The 20486-nt window shown below is 65.5% G+C and carries 23 protein-coding genes, 1 tRNA gene and 1 pseudogene; 10 read left to right on the top strand and 15 right to left on the bottom strand.

Features of this window, described 5'->3' with window-relative positions:
• From HGI46_RS19545 to HGI46_RS19535, 3 genes are all read left to right on the top strand, one after another.
• Nucleotides 1-529: electron transfer flavoprotein subunit beta/FixA family protein (locus tag HGI46_RS19545; protein WP_168905447.1), on the top strand; the 529-nt coding region annotated here is incomplete at its 5' end.
• The gene (locus HGI46_RS19540; RefSeq protein ID WP_168905513.1) at nt 529-1461 is read left to right on the top strand and encodes an electron transfer flavoprotein subunit alpha/FixB family protein; all 933 of its coding nucleotides are present in this window, start codon (nt 529-531) and stop codon (nt 1459-1461) included. The genes HGI46_RS19545 and HGI46_RS19540, both read left to right, overlap by 1 nt.
• Nucleotides 1462-1532: 71 nt before the next feature.
• Nucleotides 1533-2786 carry a TIGR00341 family protein gene (locus tag HGI46_RS19535; protein WP_168905512.1) on the top strand — a complete coding sequence of 418 codons (1254 nt, stop codon included), beginning with the start codon at nt 1533-1535 and terminating at the stop codon, nt 2784-2786.
• Here the strand turns inward: HGI46_RS19535 and HGI46_RS19530 are convergent.
• The 8 genes from HGI46_RS19530 to HGI46_RS19495 form a co-directional block, all read right to left on the bottom strand.
• Nucleotides 2758-3222, bottom strand: a complete 465-nt coding sequence (locus HGI46_RS19530; protein ID WP_168905511.1) for a GNAT family N-acetyltransferase — start codon at nt 3220-3222, stop codon at nt 2758-2760. The genes HGI46_RS19535 and HGI46_RS19530 overlap by 29 nt on opposite strands.
• 144 nt (nt 3223-3366) lie before the next feature.
• Nucleotides 3367-4356, bottom strand: a complete 990-nt coding sequence (locus HGI46_RS19525; protein WP_240946902.1) for an RDD family protein — start codon at nt 4354-4356, stop codon at nt 3367-3369.
• A complete protein-coding gene (locus tag HGI46_RS19520; protein WP_168905510.1) occupies nt 4356-5423 on the bottom strand; it encodes a stage II sporulation protein M in 1068 nt (355 codons plus the stop codon). Before HGI46_RS19520 ends, HGI46_RS19525 begins: the two co-directional genes overlap by 1 nt.
• Complete coding sequence (locus HGI46_RS19515) at nt 5420-6748, bottom strand: DUF58 domain-containing protein (protein WP_168905509.1); 1329 nt, start codon at nt 6746-6748, stop codon at nt 5420-5422. The genes HGI46_RS19520 and HGI46_RS19515 overlap by 4 nt, the downstream gene beginning before the upstream one ends.
• Nucleotides 6745-7701: a MoxR family ATPase gene (locus HGI46_RS19510; protein ID WP_168905520.1), complete on the bottom strand. Its 957-nt coding sequence runs from the start codon at nt 7699-7701 to the stop codon at nt 6745-6747. The genes HGI46_RS19515 and HGI46_RS19510 overlap by 4 nt, the downstream gene beginning before the upstream one ends.
• A 17-nt stretch (nt 7702-7718) precedes the next feature.
• The gene (locus HGI46_RS19505; protein WP_168905508.1) at nt 7719-9002 is read right to left on the bottom strand and encodes a DUF4350 domain-containing protein; all 1284 of its coding nucleotides are present in this window, start codon (nt 9000-9002) and stop codon (nt 7719-7721) included.
• Complete coding sequence (locus tag HGI46_RS19500; RefSeq protein ID WP_168905507.1) at nt 8999-9664, bottom strand: DUF4129 domain-containing protein; 666 nt, start codon at nt 9662-9664, stop codon at nt 8999-9001. Before HGI46_RS19500 ends, HGI46_RS19505 begins: the two co-directional genes overlap by 4 nt.
• Nucleotides 9665-9727: 63 nt before the next feature.
• A complete protein-coding gene (locus HGI46_RS19495; RefSeq protein ID WP_168905506.1) occupies nt 9728-10621 on the bottom strand; it encodes a prephenate dehydratase in 894 nt (297 codons plus the stop codon).
• Nucleotides 10622-10777: 156 nt separating this feature from the next.
• Between HGI46_RS19495 and HGI46_RS22260 the strand changes: the two are divergent.
• The 3 genes and pseudogenes from HGI46_RS22260 to HGI46_RS19485 all read left to right on the top strand — a co-directional run.
• A pseudogene (locus HGI46_RS22260) lies at nt 10778-11344 on the top strand (cytochrome c family protein); the annotation flags it as partial.
• Between the two features lie 21 nt (nt 11345-11365).
• A complete protein-coding gene (locus HGI46_RS22255) occupies nt 11366-11680 on the top strand; it encodes a cytochrome c family protein (RefSeq protein ID WP_240946906.1) in 315 nt (104 codons plus the stop codon).
• Nucleotides 11681-11836: 156 nt separating this feature from the next.
• Nucleotides 11837-12160, top strand: a complete 324-nt coding sequence (locus HGI46_RS19485) for a hypothetical protein (protein WP_118074558.1) — start codon at nt 11837-11839, stop codon at nt 12158-12160.
• 3 nt (nt 12161-12163) lie between these two features.
• On the opposite strand, the gene HGI46_RS19480 is transcribed toward HGI46_RS19485, so the two are convergent.
• The 3 genes from HGI46_RS19480 to HGI46_RS19470 form a co-directional block, all read right to left on the bottom strand.
• Nucleotides 12164-12604, bottom strand: a complete 441-nt coding sequence (locus HGI46_RS19480) for a surface-adhesin E family protein (protein WP_168905504.1) — start codon at nt 12602-12604, stop codon at nt 12164-12166.
• Between the two features lie 99 nt (nt 12605-12703).
• Nucleotides 12704-13393, bottom strand: a complete 690-nt coding sequence (locus HGI46_RS19475) for an RlmE family RNA methyltransferase (protein ID WP_168905503.1) — start codon at nt 13391-13393, stop codon at nt 12704-12706.
• Nucleotides 13390-14685, bottom strand: coding sequence for a Ppx/GppA phosphatase family protein (locus HGI46_RS19470; protein WP_168905502.1), 1296 nt, complete (start codon nt 14683-14685; stop codon nt 13390-13392). Before HGI46_RS19470 ends, HGI46_RS19475 begins: the two co-directional genes overlap by 4 nt.
• Nucleotides 14686-14844: 159 nt before the next feature.
• Between HGI46_RS19470 and HGI46_RS19465 the strand changes: the two genes are divergently transcribed.
• A tRNA-Gln gene (locus HGI46_RS19465) sits at nt 14845-14918 on the top strand.
• On the opposite strand, the gene HGI46_RS19460 is transcribed toward HGI46_RS19465, so the two are convergent.
• Nucleotides 14887-15927 (bottom strand): transcriptional regulator, encoded by a 1041-nt coding sequence (locus HGI46_RS19460; RefSeq protein ID WP_206065839.1) that lies wholly within the window; start codon nt 15925-15927, stop codon nt 14887-14889. The two genes, HGI46_RS19465 and HGI46_RS19460, sit on opposite strands and share 32 nt — an antisense overlap.
• A gap of 137 nt (nt 15928-16064) precedes the next feature.
• Between HGI46_RS19460 and HGI46_RS19455 the strand changes: the two genes are divergently transcribed.
• The 3 genes from HGI46_RS19455 (at nt 16065) to HGI46_RS19445 (ending at nt 18120) form a co-directional block, all read left to right on the top strand.
• Entirely contained in the window at nt 16065-16601 is a 537-nt protein-coding gene (locus HGI46_RS19455; RefSeq protein ID WP_168905500.1) for a hypothetical protein, read from the top strand.
• A gap of 120 nt (nt 16602-16721) precedes the next feature.
• Nucleotides 16722-17600, top strand: a complete 879-nt coding sequence (locus HGI46_RS19450) for an LOG family protein (protein ID WP_118072545.1) — start codon at nt 16722-16724, stop codon at nt 17598-17600.
• Nucleotides 17601-17604: 4 nt separating this feature from the next.
• Nucleotides 17605-18120, top strand: coding sequence for a GNAT family N-acetyltransferase (locus tag HGI46_RS19445; protein WP_168905499.1), 516 nt, complete (start codon nt 17605-17607; stop codon nt 18118-18120).
• Here HGI46_RS19445 and thiD read toward each other — a convergent pair.
• From thiD to glmM, 3 genes are read right to left on the bottom strand one after another with little or no spacing between them, the layout of a single operon-like run.
• Nucleotides 18105-18851 carry a bifunctional hydroxymethylpyrimidine kinase/phosphomethylpyrimidine kinase gene (gene thiD / locus HGI46_RS19440; protein WP_168905498.1) on the bottom strand — a complete coding sequence of 249 codons (747 nt, stop codon included), beginning with the start codon at nt 18849-18851 and terminating at the stop codon, nt 18105-18107. The two genes, HGI46_RS19445 and thiD, sit on opposite strands and share 16 nt — an antisense overlap.
• The gene (locus tag HGI46_RS19435; protein ID WP_118072542.1) at nt 18848-19072 is read right to left on the bottom strand and encodes a DUF1272 domain-containing protein; all 225 of its coding nucleotides are present in this window, start codon (nt 19070-19072) and stop codon (nt 18848-18850) included. The genes thiD and HGI46_RS19435 overlap by 4 nt, the downstream gene beginning before the upstream one ends.
• Nucleotides 19072-20409 (bottom strand): phosphoglucosamine mutase, encoded by a 1338-nt coding sequence (gene glmM, locus HGI46_RS19430; protein ID WP_168905497.1) that lies wholly within the window; start codon nt 20407-20409, stop codon nt 19072-19074. Before glmM ends, HGI46_RS19435 begins: the two co-directional genes overlap by 1 nt.
• Nucleotides 20410-20486 lie beyond the last annotated feature (77 nt).

The following is a 20486-nucleotide window of genomic DNA, read 5'->3' as shown; positions in this document are numbered from 1 at the left end:
TCTGGCGATGGGCGCGGACCGGGCGGTGCTGGTGCAGGTCGAGGACGGCACCGAGGTCGAGCCGCTGGCGGTGGCCAAGATCATCAAGGGTATTGCCGATGAGGAGCAGCCCGCCCTGATCATCACCGGCAAGCAGGCGATCGACGATGACAGCAACCAGGTCGGCCAGATGGTCGCCGCATTGCTGGGCCGTCCGCAGGGCACCTTTGCCAACGAGGTTTCGGTCGAGGGCGATGCCGTGGTGGTGAAGCGCGAGATCGACGGCGGCTTGCAGACCGTGAAGCTGGCGCTGCCGGCGGTGGTCACCACCGACCTGCGCCTGAACGAGCCGCGCTATGCCTCGCTGCCCAACATCATGAAGGCCAAGTCCAAGCCGCTGGCCACCAAGTCGCCCGCCGACTACGGCGTGGACATCGCCCCGCGCTTGAAGACGCTGAAAGTCAGCGAACCGCCGGTGCGCTCGGCCGGCATCAAGGTGCCCGATGTCGACACGCTGGTCGCCAAGCTCAAGGAAATGGGAGTAGCCTGATGTCCAAGGTTCTCGTTCTCGTCGAACACGACAACGCTTGCGTCAAGGACGCCACGCTCGCTGCCGTCACCGCTGCCAGCCAGCTTGGCGAAGTGACCGCGCTGGTCGCCGGATCGAACTGCGACGGCGCCGCAACGGCCGCCGCCCAGATCGCCGGCGTTGCCAAGGTGCTCAAGGCCGACGACGCATCGCTCGACAATGCGCTGGCTGAAAACGTCGCCCCGCTCGTCGCTGGCCTGATGGCCGACTTTGACGCCTTCGTCGCCCCTGCCACGACCACGGGCAAGAACGTCGCCCCGCGCGTGGCCGCGCTGCTCGATGTCATGCAGGTCTCGGACATCCTCTCGGTCGAAGGCCCCAAGACCTTCACCCGTCCGATCTACGCCGGCAACGCCATCGCCACGGTCGAAAGCTCCGACGCAAAGCTGGTCATCACCGTGCGCGGCACCGCCTTTGCCAAGGCTGCCGCCACCGGTGGCAGCGCAGCGGTCGAAGCCGTCAGCGCCACCCCCGACAGCGGCCTCAGCACTTTCGTCAGCGCCGAGATCGCCAAGTCCGAGCGTCCGGAACTGACCAGCGCCAAGATCATCGTCTCGGGCGGCCGCGCGCTCAAGGACGCTGCCACGTTCGAGCAGGTCATCACCCCGCTGGCCGACAAGCTGGGCGCCGGCATCGGCGCATCGCGCGCCGCGGTCGACGCAGGCTACGTGCCCAACGACTACCAGGTCGGCCAGACCGGCAAGATCGTGGCACCGGAAGTCTACATCGCGGTCGGCATCTCGGGCGCGATCCAGCACCTTGCCGGCATGAAGGACTCCAAGACCATCATCGCCATCAACAAGGACGAGGACGCCCCGATCTTCGCAGTGGCCGACATCGGCCTCGTCGGTGACCTGTTCACGCTGGTCCCGGAACTCACCGGCAAGCTCTGACACCATCACGCACAACGCCACCTTGGAGTGTTTCCCCGGGGAAACACTCCAAATGGGTTAAGGGGGCGAGATTGGCTGGTAAGCCTACACCTCTCAGCGAAGAGCTGTCCAAGCCGAGCCACGGCCGCGCTGCCCTGCTCGCGTCCGTGGCGCGCTCAGCGCGTCTTTCGCCGACCTACCTCATGCTGGTCGCCCTCGCGACCGCGATTGCGCACGTCGGGCTGCTCATGGACTCTGCGCCGGTCGTCATCGGTGCGATGCTCATCTCGCCGCTGCTTGGGCCGATCATGGGCTTCGGCTTTGGCGTGGCCATCTTTGAACTTGCGCTGTTGCGGCGCGCGGCAAGATCGCTCGGCGTGGGTATGATTCTGGCAATCCTCATTGCCGTTCTGCTCACCTGGATTTCGCCGATCCAGGACGTGACGCCAAGCATCCTCGCACGTGTCCGGCCCAATTTGCTCGATCTGCTGGTTGCGGTGTTCGGCGGTATCGCCGGTGCATATGCCACCGTCCGGCGTGAAGCCATCAGCCTGGTCGGCGTGGCCATTGCGACAGCGTTGGTACCGCCACTGGCTGTCGTCGGTTTCTCCCTTGCCACCATGCGCTTCGACTACGCCTGGGGTGCGCTGCTGCTGTTCATCACCAATGCCACTGCCATTGCTCTCATGGCCACGGTCACCGCACGTGTCCGCGGTTTCGGCACGCAACTCTCACCTCGACAGAGCTGGGCGCAGACCGCCGGTATCATCGTCACGCTGGTGGCGCTTGCCATCCCGCTCGGCTTGAGGCTCTCTGCCAACGTGCGCGAGGCGAGAGCGCAATCGGCCATAAACCGCCAGCTGCAAGAACTGGCTGGCCCGGCTGCCCGGATTGATCGCCTCGACAGCAACCTCGCCAGCACGCCTGCGCAAGTGGATGCGGTGGTAATGGCGCCGGTTTACAACGTCGGTCTGCAGGACCGCTTCGCAGATCGCGTGGAGGGCCTCCTCGGCCGTAACGTCCAGGTACGCCTTGTCCAGATCCGCAGCGGCACGCCGGAAGCAGACGACGCGCGTCGCGCACTGGAGGACGCAGTGGCAACCGAGCGAACGCGCAAGGCAGAGATTACCCGGCTGCGGGCGACCTTGGCGCGGATTGTTGATGGCGACGAGACTGCGGTTCTGGTCGATCCGGAGCGCAGATCTGCGCGGGTATTTTCAGCTGAGCCCCTGCCAGAATCCACCATCGCCGCGCTGCAGATCGCGTTCCCGGGGTGGACGATCCAGTGGGGTGAGGCAGATGCTCCTAGCGGCGAGGCTACAACTGCAGCGTCAGGCACTGGCTGAAATCGTCCAGGACGTAGTCCGCAAAGGCCTCGCAGTTGACGAAGCCGTGCTTGCGATAGAGCCCGAGGGCCGGTTCGAAGGCGGGGCCTTGGCCGGTTTCGAGGCTGACGCGGGCGTAGCCGCGCTGCCGTGCAACCGAAAGCAGGTGTAGCAGCATCGCTTCGCCAATTTTCTTTCCTAACCAATCACTTGCGACGCGCATGGACTTCAGTTCGCCATGCGTGGCATCGAGTTCGCGGATCGCGCCCATCCCGGCCAGCACATCCCCGACCCAAGCCGAATAGAAGGTGACGCCCGGTTGCCGCAGCTTCTCCACGGGCAAGGCGTGGACTTTGCAGGCTGGCGAGTTGGCATGCATGCCTGAAAGGTGGAGGGCGACGAGCTCACGGATCGCCTCTCCGGAAAGATCGTCTTCGATGATCGTGACGCGGTCCATTGGGTCCCTCCCTTCCAGTAACATTGACTTTTGAGCACGAACGGGCGCCATCTCGCAATGCTCGAGAAGAGCCGTGAAGGGGACGCGCAGCTCAAACGTATCATAACCGCCGATCAGTGGCGGGAGGTCGGGAGCAGCTTGGTATCAGGTGTGCTTGTCGGCCTTGCGACGGCCAAAGCGCATGCCGGTTTCGAGGCGGGCGCGCAGTTGGGCGTAATAGGCTTCGAGGAAGGCGCGCTCGTCACCGGCGCCTGCGTTCCAGCCGATCTTGCCGCAGATCGTGCGGGCGACATCCCGCAGCGCTTCTTCGCGATTTTCACGCAGCACGCGTTCGAGCACCTGCAGTTCGTATTCGCCATAAACCGCCAGATCCGTATCGCTGAAGCGGTACTGCACGCCGGTGGTCTGCGAGACGCCGCGCGCGCCTTCTCCAACCGAGAGTGCCTGTTCCAATTTGCGCTTGGGCGCTTCGACTACCCAGGTCCCGGCGATCAGGTCTCCGCAGCGCAGCCTGTCGCGATTGAAGAATGGGAACAGCGCAAAGATCAGGAACCAGACGAGGCCTGACCATGCTGCCAGCTCGGTATCGCCGCCTTCGACCGCGGCGACGAAGATGAAGATCAGCGGCATGAACAGTTCTATGTCGCGCACGAGATTGCGGGCAATCACCGCTTCGGTGGTCAACCGCGCGCCGTCCTTGCCGCGTGCGCGGGCGGCGACGCGGATGCCGGTGATGCGTTTTCCCGGCGTGGCGCCGCGCGGGCCAAGTTCGAAGAACAGGAACCAGGCATTGCGAAACAGGAACACGACGATGATCCAGATGATGACCAGCGCCTGCACGGCGCGCCCGGCGGGGCTGTCGTCATCCTTGTAATTGATGCCCACTGCATCGGCGACATAGATAATGAGCAGCGAGGCACCGACGATCGCGCCGACGATCATGGCAAGATCGAGGAACAGTGCGGCAGCGCGCGCTCCGCGTGAGGCCAGGACGAAAGGCAGCGGCACGCCTTCAGGAGTGACGACCATGCGGCGGCGGCGGTCCTGAAGCGCCTGCGGTGTGCGCGGCGCGGACTTGCCGGTGCGGCGGAAAGGCAGGCGCATTGGAAGGCGCACTGGCAGACGGAGGGCCATCAGCGGGCCTCCCGGCGGTAGGCGAAGAAGTAACCGGTCCACAGCACCAGCATGAAGCCGCCGACAGTGAGGCGGGACGGCGTGGAATCGATCAGCTGCCTGGCGAAGCCTTCGAGCAGCGCTGCGACGATCAGCATGAGGACAACGCCGGTCATCACCTGCGCGGCCCGGCGACCGGCAGCAGCGGCGGCATCCATGACCGACATGTTGCCGGGGAAGGCCATGGCTCGGCCGATGTGGATGCCGGCTGCGCCCGCGAGCAGGATTGCGAACAGTTCGGTCGTGCCGTGAATGGCGAGCCAGCCGACGAAATCGAGCAGCAGCCCCTGCCCGTGGTAGAGCCACAGCATCGCGCCTAGCAGCGCCGTGTTGTGAACGAGCAGCAGCATCGTCGGCAGGCCGAAGGCGAAGCCCAGCGCGAAGCACATGATCGAGACTTGCGCGTTGTTGCTGAACAGCCCGGCGGCAAAGACGCTCATCCCGTTCTGGTCCTGGTTGCCGAACAGGGTGCCAAGCAGCACCTCGCGGCTGGCGCCGGGCGCGCGGACGTCAGCCATGCCGCCGGGAACGAGCGAATAATACCAATCGGGGTTGGAAGCCACGAGCAGCCAGCCGACGACGGTGCCTGCGACCATCAGCGCGAGCGCGATCAGCAGGTCTATCCCAAGTCCGCGCACGCTGGCGCTCCACCCGCCTCCGATGAAGCCGCGAAACCACGACCACAGCGAGGCGCGTGGCCCATATACGAGGAACCACGCCCGCTGGGTCAGGGCTTCGAGATAGGCGACGAGCGCGGCATCAAGCGAGGTTTCGCGCGCAATCGAAAGGCTGGAAGTGGCGGTGCGGTAGAGCGCCGGGAGAGCGAGCAGGTCCTCATCCGAAACTCGGCGCGTGCTGCCCGATTCCATGCGCCTGAGAACCTCTTCGAGACGCTTCCAATCGGCTTCCCGTTCCAGGCGGAAACGATCGGAGCGCAAGGCGGCCTGCTCGGCAGCGACGGCAGCTTCGGTTGGCCGGGCGAACCAGCCGCCTATCTTCTGGGCAATGCCGGTAGTGACGGCGTTCATCCGATGCGCCCTTCGCGCTTGATCGCGAGGTAGGAATCGAGCAGCCGCGTGCCGATCTGGTCATGTGGCGCTTCGAGCACGCGCACGCCGAGATGGCGCAGGCGTTGCAGCACGACCGCGCGCTGCCTTGCCAGCGTGGTGGCGGTGACGGCCTCGGCGACGGACTGCATGTCGGTGACCGGAGCAGTGGTGAGGTTGGCGAGTTCGGCATCGGCCATTACCACGAACAGGACGAGGTGGCGCTCGATCAGGCGGCCCACGTTCTCGACCATGAGTTCCGCACTGGTCGGATCGGAGAAGTCGGAGAACAGCACAATCAGCGAACGGCGCTGCAGGCGCGCGGCGAGCGTGGACAGGGCGAGCGTGAAGTTGGGCTCACCGGGGTGGTAATCAAGCTGTGCGGCGGCGCGCTGCAGGCGGGCGAAATCGCGGCTGTCGGTGACGAAGGGGGTGGCAACTTCGGGGCGCGCGGCAAAGCCGAACAGGGCGACGCGGTCCTGCGCCTTCAATGCGACATAGGCGGTGGTGAGCGCAGCGGTGACGGCGCGGTCGATGCGGGGCAGGCCCTCGATCGGTTCGCACATCGCCTGCCCGCAATCGAAGGCGAAGACGATCTGGTTGTTGCGCTCGACCTCGTATTCCTTGGCGAAAAGGCGGGCATGGCGGGCAGAGCTTTTCCAGTCGATGCGGCGGCGGTCCATGCCCGGTTCGTATTCGGCGAGTGCTTCGAATTCCGTGCCTTCGCCACGGATGCGCCGCGCGATCAGGCCGAACTGGGCATCGCGCAGGAAGATCTGCAGTGCCGGGCTGCGCACCGGGGCAATGTTGGGCCAGACGCGGACTTCGGCATCGAGATCGCGGGTGGCCTGACGGTGAGCGAGGCCGAGCGGGCCACTCCAGCGCAGCCACAGGCGGGTAAGCTGGCCAGTGCCGCGGCGGGTGGGGGTGATCGTGGTAGTCCCGCTCCAGGCCCCATCCGCAAAGGCGAGGGGCAGGGCAATGCGGCCGCCGTCGGCCAGGCGGGGGGCGCAGGCGATGGCGGCGTCCGGGCGGATGCCATTGCGGGCGCGGGCAAGCGAGGCAACGACCGTGAGAGTGGCCGGTTCGCCGACTTCGCTATCGGACGGGGCGTGGACCTGCACGTCCTCAAGTGTTCCGGCGAACAGGCCATCGAGCAGGATCAGTACGAGCAGCGCGCCGCCCAGCGCGGGTGCGGCGATCCATGCCGCGGGGGCCGCCGCCGCCACGACCAGCGCCAGCGGAGCGAGGCCCGCGAAGAGCAGGACCGCACGGCCCGAAGGCAGCAGGGCGGCAGGCTTGTTCAACGCGGGGCTTCCGTGCCTTCGACGAGGGCGGTGACGATGGCCTCGACCTGCTTGCCTTCGATCTCGGCAGCGGGGCTGAGCATCAGGCGATGGCGCAGGACTGCGGTGGCCAGCGCCTTTACGTCGTCGGGGATGACATAGTCGCGGCCATCGAGCGCGGCGCGGGCGCGGGCGGCGCTGGACAGCAGTACGGCGGCGCGGGGGCTGGCGCCGACGACGAGATCACCGCTCTCGCGCGTGGCCCGGACGAGGCGGACGACGTAGTCGACAATCGATTCGGCCAGCGTGATCGAGGCGATGGCGCTTTGCGCACGGCCAAGCTCAGCCGCTGTCGTCACCGAAATCACGCCGAGGTCGGCGGGCTTGGGCGTGCCCTTGCCTTCGCCATAGCGGGCGACGATGCGGGCTTCTTCTTCGGCCGTGGGGTAGCCGACGATGAGCTTGAACAGGAAGCGGTCCAGCTGGGCTTCGGGCAGCGGGTAGACGCCCTGGCTTTCGATCGGGTTCTGCGTGGCGACGACAGTAAAGCGTTCGGACAGGGCGTGGACCTCGCCGTCGAGCGTGACGCGGCGCTCCTGCATGGCTTCGAGCAGGGCCGCCTGTGTCTTGGGCGGGGTGCGGTTGATTTCATCCGCCAGCAGCAGTTCGTGGAAGATCGGCCCGCGCGTGAGGGTGAACTGGCTGGTCTGGAAATTGAACAGGTTGGACCCGAGGATGTCGCCGGGCATCAGGTCGGGCGTGAACTGGATGCGCCCGAAATCGAGGCCGAGAGCGGCGGCGAAGGTCTGGGCGAGGAACGTCTTGGCGGTGCCGGGAGGGCCTTCGAGCAGGACATGGCCGCCTGCGAAAAGCGCGACGAGCAGGTGATCGAGCACCTCTTCCTGGCCGACGATCGCCTTGCCGACTTCGGCGCGGATCCGGCCGGATAGCGCGCCAAGCTCGGCCAGGGACATTTCGGTGGTCGTCTCGGTCACTTGAGGTGCCTTTCTATCTGCTGCAGCACTTGGGCGCGCTTTGTCAGCTCATGGGGCTTGCGGGCATCGCGCAAGTGGCGCGCCGCTTGGGAAAAGGGCGGTCCGGCCACGGCGCGGCGGACTTGCGCGGCGTCGATCAGGCGTTCGGTTTCGTCCGGTGCAAGGCCCTTGGGTAGGCCCAGCGCCAGCGCAATGCGTTCGCGCGTGGCATCGGCATAAGGTGCAGCGGCAAGGTGGACGCGGCCGGCGCGGCGAATCAGTCCCGCGGCGTTGGCGACGAGGGCAGCCTTGCCAAACGCGATTTCCTGCGCCTGCGCCAATGCAGGGCCAAAGCGGTTGAACGCACGCCAGGCAATCGCCAGCGCGGCGAGGAACAGGCAGATCGTGGCGGCAAGGAACGGCGGCTCGAACGCGAGGGTGAGGAGGTTGCGGCTGGCGCCAAAGCCGTTGAAGGTCATGTCGAAGACGAAGGGCTGGCTGCGATTGTCCGCCGTTGCCAGCACGAGATCGCGGGCAAGCATGGCGGTGTTGCGATCGGCAAGACCCCAGTTGTCGAGCAGGTCAGGTTCGAACACGAGGACGACGGGATAAAGATCCTCGTCCTCGCCGCCGTAATCGGGATCTATTCCAGCCAGCGTGTTGAGCGCGGGATAGTAACCGTCGTCGTCAAGAAACGCGGCGAGGGTCTTGCCGCTGCCGGTGGTGAGGATGGGCACGAGGCCCTTGCCGGAACCGGTTTCGATCTGGCGATCATCAGGGAACTTGCCGCGGCGGTTGCCGAGCTTCCAGCCGCCTGCGGGCGGTGCTTCGTCGTCGCCGATCTCGACCGTGACGTTGTCGGCAAAGCCCTTCCATAAGGGCGCCTGCGTGCCGACCATCTGCACCCAGCCGCGCTTGGCGGCCTTGGCGTCGACACCCGTGGCCAGCCACTTCGGCGTGACGACGATGGTCGGCCCCCAATAGCGGTGGGCATCGACGATTTTGGCGATCTCCTTGCCATCAGCGTCGGCTGGCGGGGTGAGGATCAGCAGGCCTGGTGTGTTTTCAAGCGCGCGTTTGTTCCGCTGCCGCTGGACGTCCAGGCCTTCGGCTTCGAGCATCCGCGCAAGGCCGGCATAACCGTTGAGGCCTTGTCCGCCGACGTGCGCGCCGCCGTTGTTGCTATTGCCGCCGGTGCCGTTGCCGAGGAACCAGAGCAGCGCGACGAAGGCGAGCGCACCGACCAGCAGCATGCCGATCAGCGTGCCGCGCGAGAACGGCGATGGTGCGGCGTTGCTCATTGGCCCGCGGCCGTCAGCGGCGCGATGGCGAAGCGTGAATAAGCCTCGCGCGCCGCACGCCATTCATCCGCCCCCAACGGGCGCAAGGCATAGCGCGCGCTCTCGACCAGGCTGGCGATGGTGCCGAATGCGGTGCGCGCTTCTCCGGGCAGGCCCGCGATCGTGCCGATCTCGCGCGCGGTGCTGGACGGGGCCAGCCAATCGGGCCGGGCCCGGGCGATCTGGCCGATGCTGCGCTTGAGCAGGAGATGCGCGGCCTCGCCATAGAGGCCTTGCGCGGCGAGGCGGTCTGCGTCCTCAAGCAGGGCAAGCGCCTCTTCACGCTGCGGCGCCCATTCAGGCTCGGCCACTTTATGGCGGGTGCCACGTTCCCGCCACAGTGGCCAGAGCAGGCTCCAGGCGATCCACAGCACGCCGAGGCCTGCGCCCACGAGCAACAGCATCTCGATCACGCTCCAGCTGCTGCCGAGCAGGCGCCCGAGCGGCGAGAGCAGCCATTCGAGAAATCGGCCAAGCGCCTTGAGCCAGTCCGGGGTTATCGGTGCCGGGTCGGGCGGGACGGGAGCAAACTGGAGGTCCGACGATTCGCGGATCGAGCGCCACGCAGCCTCGGCTGCGGCCGCATCATTTGCTGGTACTGTTGCCGCCGCAGGTGCCGTCACCCGCGCAACCTTGCACGTGGCAGGCGGCGGGGCAAGGGCAAGTCATCGGCCTTTTGAATACTCTTACTGGCCGCGAATGCGTTCCATTGGGTAAGTCCCAAGTATTCGCAGGTTCTTGGCAAAGAAATCGAGCTCCTCGAGCGCGAGATCAACCGGGCGTTCACCTGGAGCGCCGACGATATCGGCATAGAATTCGGTGGCGGCAAAGCTCGCGCCGCGCTGGTAGCTTTCCAGCTTGGTCATGTTGACGCCGTTCGTCGCAAAGCCGCCCAGCGCCTTGTATAGCGCAGCCGGGATATTGCGCACTTCGAACACGAACGTGGTCATCGCCGGGCCGGAGATGGTGGCCGGATCGCGCGGGGTCTTCGACAGGATCACGAAGCGGGTGGTGTTGTCGTGCGCGTCCTCGACGTTGTCCTCGATGACTTTGAGGCCATAGAGTTCGGCGGCGATGCGCGGAGCAAGCGCGGCCACGGTCGGATCACCGAGTTCGGCGATGTAGGCTGCGGCGCCGGCCGTATCTGCATAGCTCATCGGCACGATTCCGCGATCGCGCAGATAGAACCGCGACTGGCCGAGCGCCTGCGGGTGGCTGTAGGCAGCCGTGAACGGCCCATCGCCCAGCGCCATCAGGCTCGCATGGATATCGAGGAAGTGTTCACCGACGATCGAAAGCCCGCTTTCCGGCAGCAGGAAGTGGATGTCTGCTACGCGCCCATGCTGCGAGTTCTCGATCGGGATGATCGCGTGGGCCGCGCGATCTTCCTTGACCGCGTCGAGCGCGTCTTCGAACGAGAAGCACGGCAGCGGCAGGCAATCTGGCAGGGCTTCGAGAGCGGCGCGGTGGGAGTTGGCGCCGGGCGCCCCTTGGAACGAAACGGCGCGCGCGGGATCGGCGGCTGCGGCGGCAGCCATGTTCTCGACAAGGGCGAGCGCGGGGGCGGGATAGCTCTGCATTGTGCTGCGCGCGTTAAGCCGGTCTGTTCTTTCGGGCAAGGGAGATCGATTTTGCGGCGCAAACCATCTTGCGCTGCTGCATGGCGCTGACTAGAGGGACCCCGAACTCGCGCGGGTGTCGGCAAGGTGCTGACGTTGCGCCTATGGGGCTCGTAAATGGACGATCGTTTCAATACCATCGCCGGATGGACCTTGTTCGGGGGCATCGTGGCTCTGGGGCTCTCCAGCCTGTCGGCGCACTACTTCCTGGCCGACAAGGAGCACCGTCCGGAAGAGATGGGCTACGCGATCGAAGGCGTCGTCGAAGAAGGTGCCGAGGGTGGCGCTGCGGCTGAACTGCCGCTGGCGAATCTGCTCGCGGCTGGCGACGTTGCCAAGGGCGAAGCCGTTTTTGCCAAGTGCAAGGCCTGCCACACCGCCGAACAGGGCGGCGCCAATGGCATCGGCCCGAACCTCTTTGGCATCGTCGGCAAACCGGTCGGCAAGCATGCCGCAGGCTTTGCTTATTCGGCTGATCTTGCTGCCAAGGGCGGCAACTGGGACTTCGCCACGCTTAATGCCTGGTTGAAGAACCCCAAGGCCTTTGCCGCCGGCACCAAGATGTCGTTTGCGGGTCTGCCCAAGGGCGAAGACCGCGCCAACGTGATTCTCTATCTCAACTCGCTCGGCTCGAACCTGCCGCTGCCTGCGCCTGAAGCCGTTCCGGCTGCTGGTGCTGCGCCTGCGGCCGGTGCTGCGGTTGCTCTGGTTGGCGACGCTGCCAAGGGCGAGGCTGTCTTTGCCAAGTGCAAGGCATGCCACACCATCGATCAGGGCGGGGCCAACGGCATCGGTCCGAATCTGTTCGGCGTGCATGGCGAGGCCGTTGCCGGTGATCGCGGTGGTTATGCCTTCTCCGACGCGCTCAAGGGCAAGGGCGGCACCTGGGACGATGCTACGCTTGATGCCTGGCTGAAGAATCCCAAGGCTTTTGCGGCTGGCACGAAGATGACCTTTGCGGGCATCACGGATGATCAGCAGCGCGCAGACGTGATCGCCTACCTGAAGTCGAAGAAGTAAGCTTCGCTTTCAGGCGAAATTCAAAAGGGCGTCCGGAACTGTCCGGGCGCCCTTTTGCTGTCTTTGGTACCTATTGCCTTCGCGCAAGGGCGGCGCAGAGTTGCGCTTTGGGAGGACCCGATGCGCCTGCTTGCTGCGTTACCGCTTCTGCTTGTCATGACTCAGGCCGGTGCGGTGGAACCGCCCGCCGCAATACAGGGCAACTGGACCGTTGATCTGTCGGCCAATCCGGACGAGCCTTACACCAAACCGATGGTGCTGCAGTTGCAGGCCGATGGCACGGTCAAGGGCAGCTTCTACGAGAGCGAGATCCTCTCCGGACGCTGGAAGACCGACCGCGCGCGGACTTGCGTGAGCTTTCGCACCACCGATGGCGCGGGACCCTATCATACAGCAGCATGCCTGGTTGGCGATCACATCGAGGGCCAGACCTGGGCGGAGCATCGCAACTTCCTGTTCAACTGGAATGCGAAGCGCTGAAACTTATAGGCTGCAGGCCTCGGCCATGATCGCTGCGTTGAGCGTCTCGGGCTCGACCGGGGCGTATTGGTCGGCACTGTCGGCGGCAACGGCGTTGCGGGACAGGATTTCCCCGGATGTCGCATAGTCCGTTGCAGCGGCGATCAGCACGCGCCGCGCGGCGCAGTCATAACGAAACAGGATGATCTTGCGTCCGGTGGCCAGACCCGCGGCGGGGGCGAAGTCGAAACCTGCCCAGACCTGGCGGACGGCGAAGCTGCGACCGGCACTGGGCGGCAGTTCGCGTACCGATTCGGGCCGAACGAGCACTTCGGTGCGGTCCTCGGCCACGCCGATGACCTTCCAGTCGGCAGACCATCCTCTTGCTGCGATGTCTTCTGCCATTGCCCCGCCGGAGAAGCCGAGGAAGGCGAGAGGGAGCAGCAGGCTGCGGATGGAGGTCATCGGGTGGCTCCGGAGTGCGTCGGTTAAGGCGCTGATAACCATGCTTGCCGGGTGCGCCCAGCTAAGGGTTTGTCCTGAGTCCCGCGATGCGACAGCAGGCTAGTCGTCAGTTAACGCAGGCTCCCCCGCGCGGCCCTTGAAGCCTTGGGCGATGACGTACCACTCCGAGGAATCCTTGCGGCTCGATGGCGGCTTGGCGTGCTTTACGGTCGAGAAGTTCGTCTTGAGGATCTTGAGAAGTTCACCATCCGTGCCGCCAGCAAAGACCTTGGCTACGAACGCGCCGCCGGGCGCCAGTGTCTGGATGGCAAAGTCGACCGCCGTCTCGACCAAGCCCATCGTGCGCAAGTGGTCGGTCTGCTTGTGGCCAACGGTGTTGGCGGCCATGTCGGAGATGACGAGGTCGGGCGGGCCGTCAAGCGCATCCTGCAGGGCTTGGGGCGCCTCGTCGGCCATGAAGTCCATCTCGAAGATCGTGACGCCTTCGATCGGCTCGGTCGGGAGGAGATCAATCCCGACGACCTTGGCCGCCGGTGACTTCTTGCGCACGACCTGGCTCCACCCGCCCGGAGCGATGCCGAGGTCGACAACGCGTTTCGAGCCCCTGAGAAGTCCGAACTTCTCATCGAGATCGATCAGCTTGAACGCGGCGCGGCTGCGCCAGCCTTCGGCCTTGGCCTGCTTCACGTATGGATCGTTCAACTGGCGCGACAGCCAGCGCACCGACGATGCTGATCGTCCCTTGGCGGTCTTGAGCCGCTCATTGGGGTTCTTTCCGGAACGACTCATGCTGCTTCCGTTCTTCTGGGTCCGCGCGGGTCGGCGCCTGTGGCCATAAGGCTGCGCAGGATGCCTTCGCGAATACCGCGATCTGCAATGCCAAGGCGCTCTGCCGGCCAGATGTCGAGGATTGATTCGAGGATTGCGCACCCGGCGACGACGAGGTCTGAGCGTTCGCGCCCGATACAGGGCACGGCAATGCGTTCGGACGGCGTCATGGTCGACAGACGGCGCGAGATGTCGCGCATCGAATCGGCCGGCACGATCAAGCCGTCGACCGCGCGGCGATCATATTGCGGCAGTTCGAGATGAAGCGATGCCAGCGTGGTCACGGTGCCGCTGGTGCCGAGCAGGCGGATGCTGCGTTCGCCCTGTGCCGCGTGCCGGATCGGCGTTACGCGCGCGGTGAAATCGGCAAAGCCTTCGTCCACACGGCGGCGCATCTCGGCATAGGCGACCGCGCGGGCATGCGGATCGTCGGCGATTGCGCCGATGCTTTCGGTCAACGAGACGACGCCCCACGGGACCGACTGCCAATCGAGGATGCGGGGCACGGTTTCGCCGGTTTCGACCAGCACCATCTCGGTCGATCCTCCGCCGATGTCGAAGATCATGGCGGGGCCGTTGCCCTGTTCGAGCAGGACATGGCAGCCCAGCACGGCGAGGCGCGCCTCTTCCTGCGCGGTGATGATGTTGAGGCGGATGCCGGTTTCGTTGCGGACGCGGTCGATGAAGGCCTGGCCGTTGCTGGCACGGCGGCAGGCTTCGGTGGCGACCGAGCGGGCGAGATGCACGTTGCGTTTGCGCAGCTTGTCGGCGCAGACGTGCAGGGCGCCGAGCGCACGGTCCATGGCCTCGTCGGAAAGGCGTCCGGTCTGTGCAAGTCCCTCGCCAAGGCGAACCACGCGGCTGAAGGCGTCGATCACCACGAAATGCTCGCCCGAGGGCCGGGCGATCAGGAGGCGGCAATTGTTCGTGCCCAGGTCGATCGCGGCATATGCCTGACGGTGATGGGGTAGCGGCTTCTGCCAGGTGCTTGCCCGCTCGAACGCAGGCGCTGCGGAAGGTTCCGCCACCACAGCCGGAGTTGCCGCGGCGATAGCCTCGTGTGTGCCGCCACCGCGTGTTGCGGGCGGACTGGTCTTGCCGGCCGACTTGGGTGGAGCGCCGCTCCCGGTCTTGCCGCGGGGCCGACGGGGCTTCTTCCTTTGCCCCTTCTTGCCGCCTGCCGTCTTGCCGTTGGCCGGCTGGCCGTCCGGTCGCGTGCCTTGCCCATTTGCCGGCGGAATTGAACCCGCCATGAATCGTATTCGCTTATGTTTTCCCGCGCCGCCTGATGCAGGCCGGGTACTTGGCCCCAATGCTAGCGATGTGCCGCCCCGGCTGCAAGACCGGCCCCAAAAATGCCCATCGAACCGCTTGACTTGGGCGCACTCGCCCCCTAGTTGCGCGCCTCACACTGCCCCGTCGTCTAATGGTAAGACTACGGATTCTGATTCCGTCTATCGAGGTTCGAATCCTCGCGGGGCATCCAACTCTTCAGATATTCCCCCTGCCACGAGCAGCCCCCAGGCACTCGCCAAGACGAAAATCTGCGCCTCGATGACCGAGGTGATCCCCCGAGCAGTCCTTGTCAGCCCCTGTTCGCCGAGCAGGCTGCCAATCCTGTCGACATCAAGCTGCATTCCTGAAACTCCCAGCTCAAGAGCGTGGAGCGAGCCTGCCAGCAGGATACCGCCAGACAGGAAGATAATGAGACCTGCCGCCGCTCCCGCGCACAGGGCCGTGGCAAGCACGATACGTCGCGCCTGGCCGGCAAGCGCAGCCCACGCGGCAAGACCTGCAGCAGAGCCGAGAAATGCGCCCTCAAACGGTCCGGTTACGTAAAGGTCGGATACGCCGGACAGCAAGCCCACGCCTTCCCGGCCCAGAAGGTTGCCCAGTGCGCCAATCGCAAGGCCCCCCAGTGCAGTGCCGACCACGATCCACCAGTCGACATGCTGGCGCCAAACCAGTGTTGCAGCCATTCCAGCGCCAAGCCCTGCGCCGGCGAGAAGACCCAGAACGCCGATCATCGCCGACAGGATCAGCACCTGCCCGCCACCACCGATTCCCGCCACAATGCCGTAGAAAAGCCCCGCCGCCGCCCCTGCCGCGAGTCCTGACAGGGTGCAGGCAGCGGCAATACGCGAGGCCAAGGCCCGTGGTGCCCCGCTGGCTTGCCGCGGCAATGCACCAATAAAGCGGTAACCATGTTTCGGCACCGTCTGGATGAAGCGAGGTTTGGCCGCGTTGTCCCCCAATGCGCGGCGCAGGGTCCGGATACATTGCGTCAGCGCCTCGTCTGTCACCGGGATGCCCTGCCAGACTTCGTCCATGAAGCTGTCCTTGGTCACCAGTTCGCCGCGCCGCGCAACCAGCAGCGCCAGCGCATCGAAATAGCGGCTGCCAAGCTCGACCGGTGCGCCGTGTTGCCGCAGTTGCCGGTTCTCGCAGTCGAGCTCGAAGTCTCCGAAGCGCAAAATTTGTGCGTGTCTTCCCATTGCGTCCGGGTCTGCTGCGATCCCGGGGCATTGGCAAGCACCTGGCGCGATATCGGCAATTGCTCATCTTTTCCTCATGCCTTTCAGACCGCGCCAACGCATCAACCGCCCCGGCAAATGCATAAGGAGGCCCGATCATGACCAATCCCCGTACTATGAAGACTGCCATTGGCTGGCGGGTTGCCGGATGGGGCAGCCTCCTGGCACTGCTCCTGCTCCCCGCCTTGGCGATGCAGCTGACCCCGGAGGTGAACTGGACAGCCGGGGACTTCGTGTTCGCTGCGCTGCTGCTCGGCTTCATCGGCACGGTATTCGAACTTGCGGCCCGATTCGCTCAGGCAGGCGCACAGCGCATCGGCTATATTCTTGCCGGCATTGCAGCCTTCCTCACCGTATGGTCGAATGCAGCCGTGGGCATCATTGGCGACGATGATGCCGTGAACGCGCTCTTTTTCCTCATGATTGTCATCGGGATAGTGCTGGCGGCGGCCTGCCGGTTCCAATCCCGCGCCATGCGCTGGATCGCGGTATCCTTGGCGGCGGGACAGTATGCCGCAGGTGTCGCCGCACTCCGCCTGATGCCCGGACACGCTGTCGAGTGGGGCGTCCTGACGTTCTTTGCGTTGCTATGGCTTGCAGTCGCCTGGTGCCATCATCGCGCTGAACCGGCCTAGGCGGCGTTGCAAGCTTGCGAATCCGCATCCCGCACCAGCGCGTTTTGACCTGTGAGGAGCAATCTTTCCTTGCGCGGTTCGGGGTTGCGCTTTCCGGCATGGTAACCGACCTATGTGCGCATGACTGAAGAAGAAAAGCAGCACGAGCTGACCAAGCGCAAGTTCTACAAGGCCGAGCAGGAAGCCGGTTTCGTCGAGAACCACCCCAAGACCACGCCGCAGCAGCAGGACCCGGCCTATCGGCTGGCCTTCCGCGATACCGACTTCCTGCTGCGCGAGGAGCTGCGGCCGGTGCGGTTCCAGCTGGAACTGCTCAAGACCGAGATGCTGCTGGATGAAGCCGACATCGGGTCGACTCTGGTGGTTTATGGCTCGGCGCGCATTCCATCGCCCGACATGGCCGACGCAGCGCTGGCAACGGCCACCACGCCCGAGCGCAAGGCCGTGATCGAGAGCCTCGTTGCCAAGGCCAAGTATTACGAGGAAGCGCGCAAGCTGGCTTTCACCGCCAGCAAGTGCGGGCTGGTGGAAGACGGCAAGCGCCAGTTCGTGATCTGCTCGGGCGGCGGGCCTTCGATCATGGAGGCAGCGAATCGCGGGGCGCAGGATGCTGGCGCGGAATCAATCGGCCTGAACATCGTCCTGCCGCACGAGCAGGCACCGAACAGCTATGTCACGCCCCACCTGTCGTTCCAGTTCCACTACTTCGCGCTGAGGAAGATGCATTTCCTGTTGCGCGCAAGGGCGGTGGCGGTGTTCCCCGGCGGGTTCGGCACCTTTGACGAGTTTTTCGAGCTGCTCACCCTGATCCAGACCGGCAAGATGAAGCCGATCCCGATCCTGCTGTTCGGTGGTGACTACTGGAACCGCGTGGTGAACTTCCGCGCGCTGGCAGAAGAGGGCGTGATCAACTTCGAGGACCTGGATCTTTTCATTCCGGTGGAGACGGCCGAGGAAGCGTGGGCGCATATCGTCAAGTTCTACGATCTGGACTGCTGACCCGATGATCCAGACCGCGCGGCTGCTGTTGCGACCCGTGCGCCCGCAGGAGGACCTTGCGGCGATGCACGGCATCATGCGTCAGCCGCGTGCCATGGCCTACTGGTCCACGCCGCCGCACGACAACGCGGCGGTGACGGCGGAATGGCTTGGCAACATGGCCGAAATTCCGCCGCTCGAGGGCGAGGACTTCATTGTCGAACATGAGGGCCGGGTGATCGGCAAGGCAGGGTTCTACCGCTTTCCTGACCTCGGCTACATGTTCGACCCGGAAGTCTGGGGTCAGGGCTTCGCACGCGAGGCGGTGGGCGCGGTGATCGCGCACGGCTTTGCCGTCCATCACCTGCCGCGCATCCTTGCCGACGTCGATCCGCGCAACAAGGCTTCCACACGGCTGCTTGAACGGCTTGGTTTCGCCGAGACCCACCGCGCCACGCGGACGTGGCTGGTCGGCGAGGAGTGGTGCGACAGCGTCTACTTCGCGCTCACCCGCGAGGACTGGGATCAGCGCACCGCCTGATGGCCCAGCGGGCCGTGGCCCGCCCCGAAGCCGGGCGCGGCTAGCAAGGCGGCGCGGACGAACTCGCGCGCGTCCTCTACTGCTTCTTCAAGCGAGGCGCCACTGGCGAGCAGCGTGGCAATGGCGCTCGACATCGTGCAGCCGGTGCCGTGGGTGTGGCGCGTTTCGATGCGGGGCGCGGTCCACACGCGCTCGGGCTGGCCGGGCATGACCAAGCGATCGATCACTTCGGGTTTCTCGGCGTCACCGCCCTTGGCGATATAGGCAATGCCCCGCGCCTGCATCGCGGCATCACCACCGAGTGCTGCGAGTTCGGGGACGTTGGGCGTGGTCAGCGTGGCAAGGGCCATCAGGCGTTCGAAAGCGGCGATCGTCGCGGCATCGGCCAGCGCCGCACCGCTGGTGGCAATCATCACCGGGTCGAACACGATGGGCACGGACAGGCTTTCAAGCCGGCCTGCTACCACGGCGGCGATCTCGGGCGAGCCGAGCATGCCGATCTTGACGGCATCGACGCCCAGATCGTTCACGCAGGCATCGATCTGCGCGGCGACCATGGCGGGATCGACGGGGACGACGGCTTGGACGCCGGTGGTATCCTGTGCGGTCAGCGCGCAGATGGCGGTCATCGCGTAGCCGCCAAGCATGGTGATCGTCTTGATATCGGCCTGAATGCCGGCACCGCCGCCGGAGTCCGAGCCAGCGATCGACAGGACGCGTGGTGGCCTCATCCCTTGAACTTGCGCTCCGTCGAGGGCGGGTGTTTGGCGTGGAGCGCCTTGGCCCGCGTCGGACGGTCCATTAGTTCGCCGCCGCAGTTGGGGCAGCGATCGTCAAGCTCCTCGGCGCATTGCGCGCACCACGTGCATTCGAACGAGCAGATGAAGGCGCCGGGCGCTTCGGCGGGAAGATCCGTGCCGCAGCGTTCGCAATCGGGGCGCATTTCCAGCATCAGGCAGCCTTCCTGACGGCATCGCAGATCTGGTCGACCACGGCCTCGACTTCGCCAGCATCGTCTCCCTCGGCCATGACCCGGATCACCGGTTCTGTGCCGGACGGGCGGATGACGAGGCGACCCTTGCCGAGCAGGCGGGCTTCGGCATCGGCGATCGCTTGTTGGACCGTCTTGTCATCCAACGGCTTGCCGCCGGCAAAGCGCACGTTCTTGAGCAATTGCGGGACCGGATCGAACTGGTGCAGCAGTTCGCTGGCAGGCTTGCCGCTTTCCACCAGCGCCGCCAGCACCTGCAGAGCGGCAACCGTGCCGTCCCCGGTGGTGGCGTGGTCGGTCAGGATCATGTGGCCGGACTGTTCGCCGCCGACATTAAAGCCGCCCTCGCGCATGCGTTCAAGCACGTAGCGGTCTCCCACTGCGGTGCGTTCGAGCGTCAGGCCCTTGCCGCCGAGGCAGCGTTCGAGGCCGAGGTTGGACATGACGGTGGCGACGACGCCGCCACCGCGCAGCTCTCCGCGTGCGGCAAGCTGGGTGCCGATCAGCGCCATGATCTGGTCGCCGTCCACCGTCTGGCTCTTTTCGTCGACCACGATCAGGCGGTCGGCGTCGCCATCGAGGGCAATGCCGATGTCGGCGCGCACTTCGCGCACCTTGGCCTTGATCGCGTCGAGATGGGTGGAGCCGACGCCTGCATTGATGTTCTTGCCGTTGGGCTCGACACCCATGGCAATGACCTCGGCGCCGAGTTCCCATAGCGCCGAGGGTGTGACGTGGTAGGCCGCGCCGTTGGCGCAATCGATCACGATGCGCAGGCCATCGAGGCGGACGTTGTCAGGCAGGCTGGCCTTGACCGCGTGAATGTAGCGGCCCCGTGCGTCCTCGATGCGGCGGGCACGGCCGACTTGCGTCGCATCAGCCAGCGCCAGATCCTGCGCCAGCATGGCCTCGATCGCCAGTTCGGCGTCATCCGAAAGCTTGAAGCCGTCGGGCCCGAACAGCTTGATGCCATTGTCCTCGAACGGGTTGTGGCTGGCCGATATCATCACGCCGAGGTCGGCGCGCATGGAGCGCGTAAGCATGGCGACCGCGGGCGTCGGCATCGGGCCGAGCAGCACGACATCCATGCCCACCGAAGTGAACCCGGCGACCATCGCGCTTTCCATCATGTAGCCGGAAAGGCGCGTGTCCTTGCCGATGACGACACGATGGCGGTGGTCGCCGCGCTGGAAGTATGTGCCGGCAGCCTGCCCGACCTTCATTGCGGTCGCGGCGGTCATCACTCCGGCGTTGGTCCGGCCCCGGATACCGTCGGTGCCGAAGAACTTGCGTGCCATGAAACGGCGTTTCCCTCTTTTTCGTGCGCCCGAACCCGGGCGGCATGCGTTGCCTTGCCGTGCAACCTAGCTAGAGT

The sequence above is a fragment of the Novosphingobium sp. ERW19 genome (assembly GCF_012641315.1).
Lineage (GTDB): Bacteria > Pseudomonadota > Alphaproteobacteria > Sphingomonadales > Sphingomonadaceae > Novosphingobium.
Note: the sequence above shows the minus strand (reverse complement) of the source record. Positions and strands in the feature narration are given on the sequence as shown.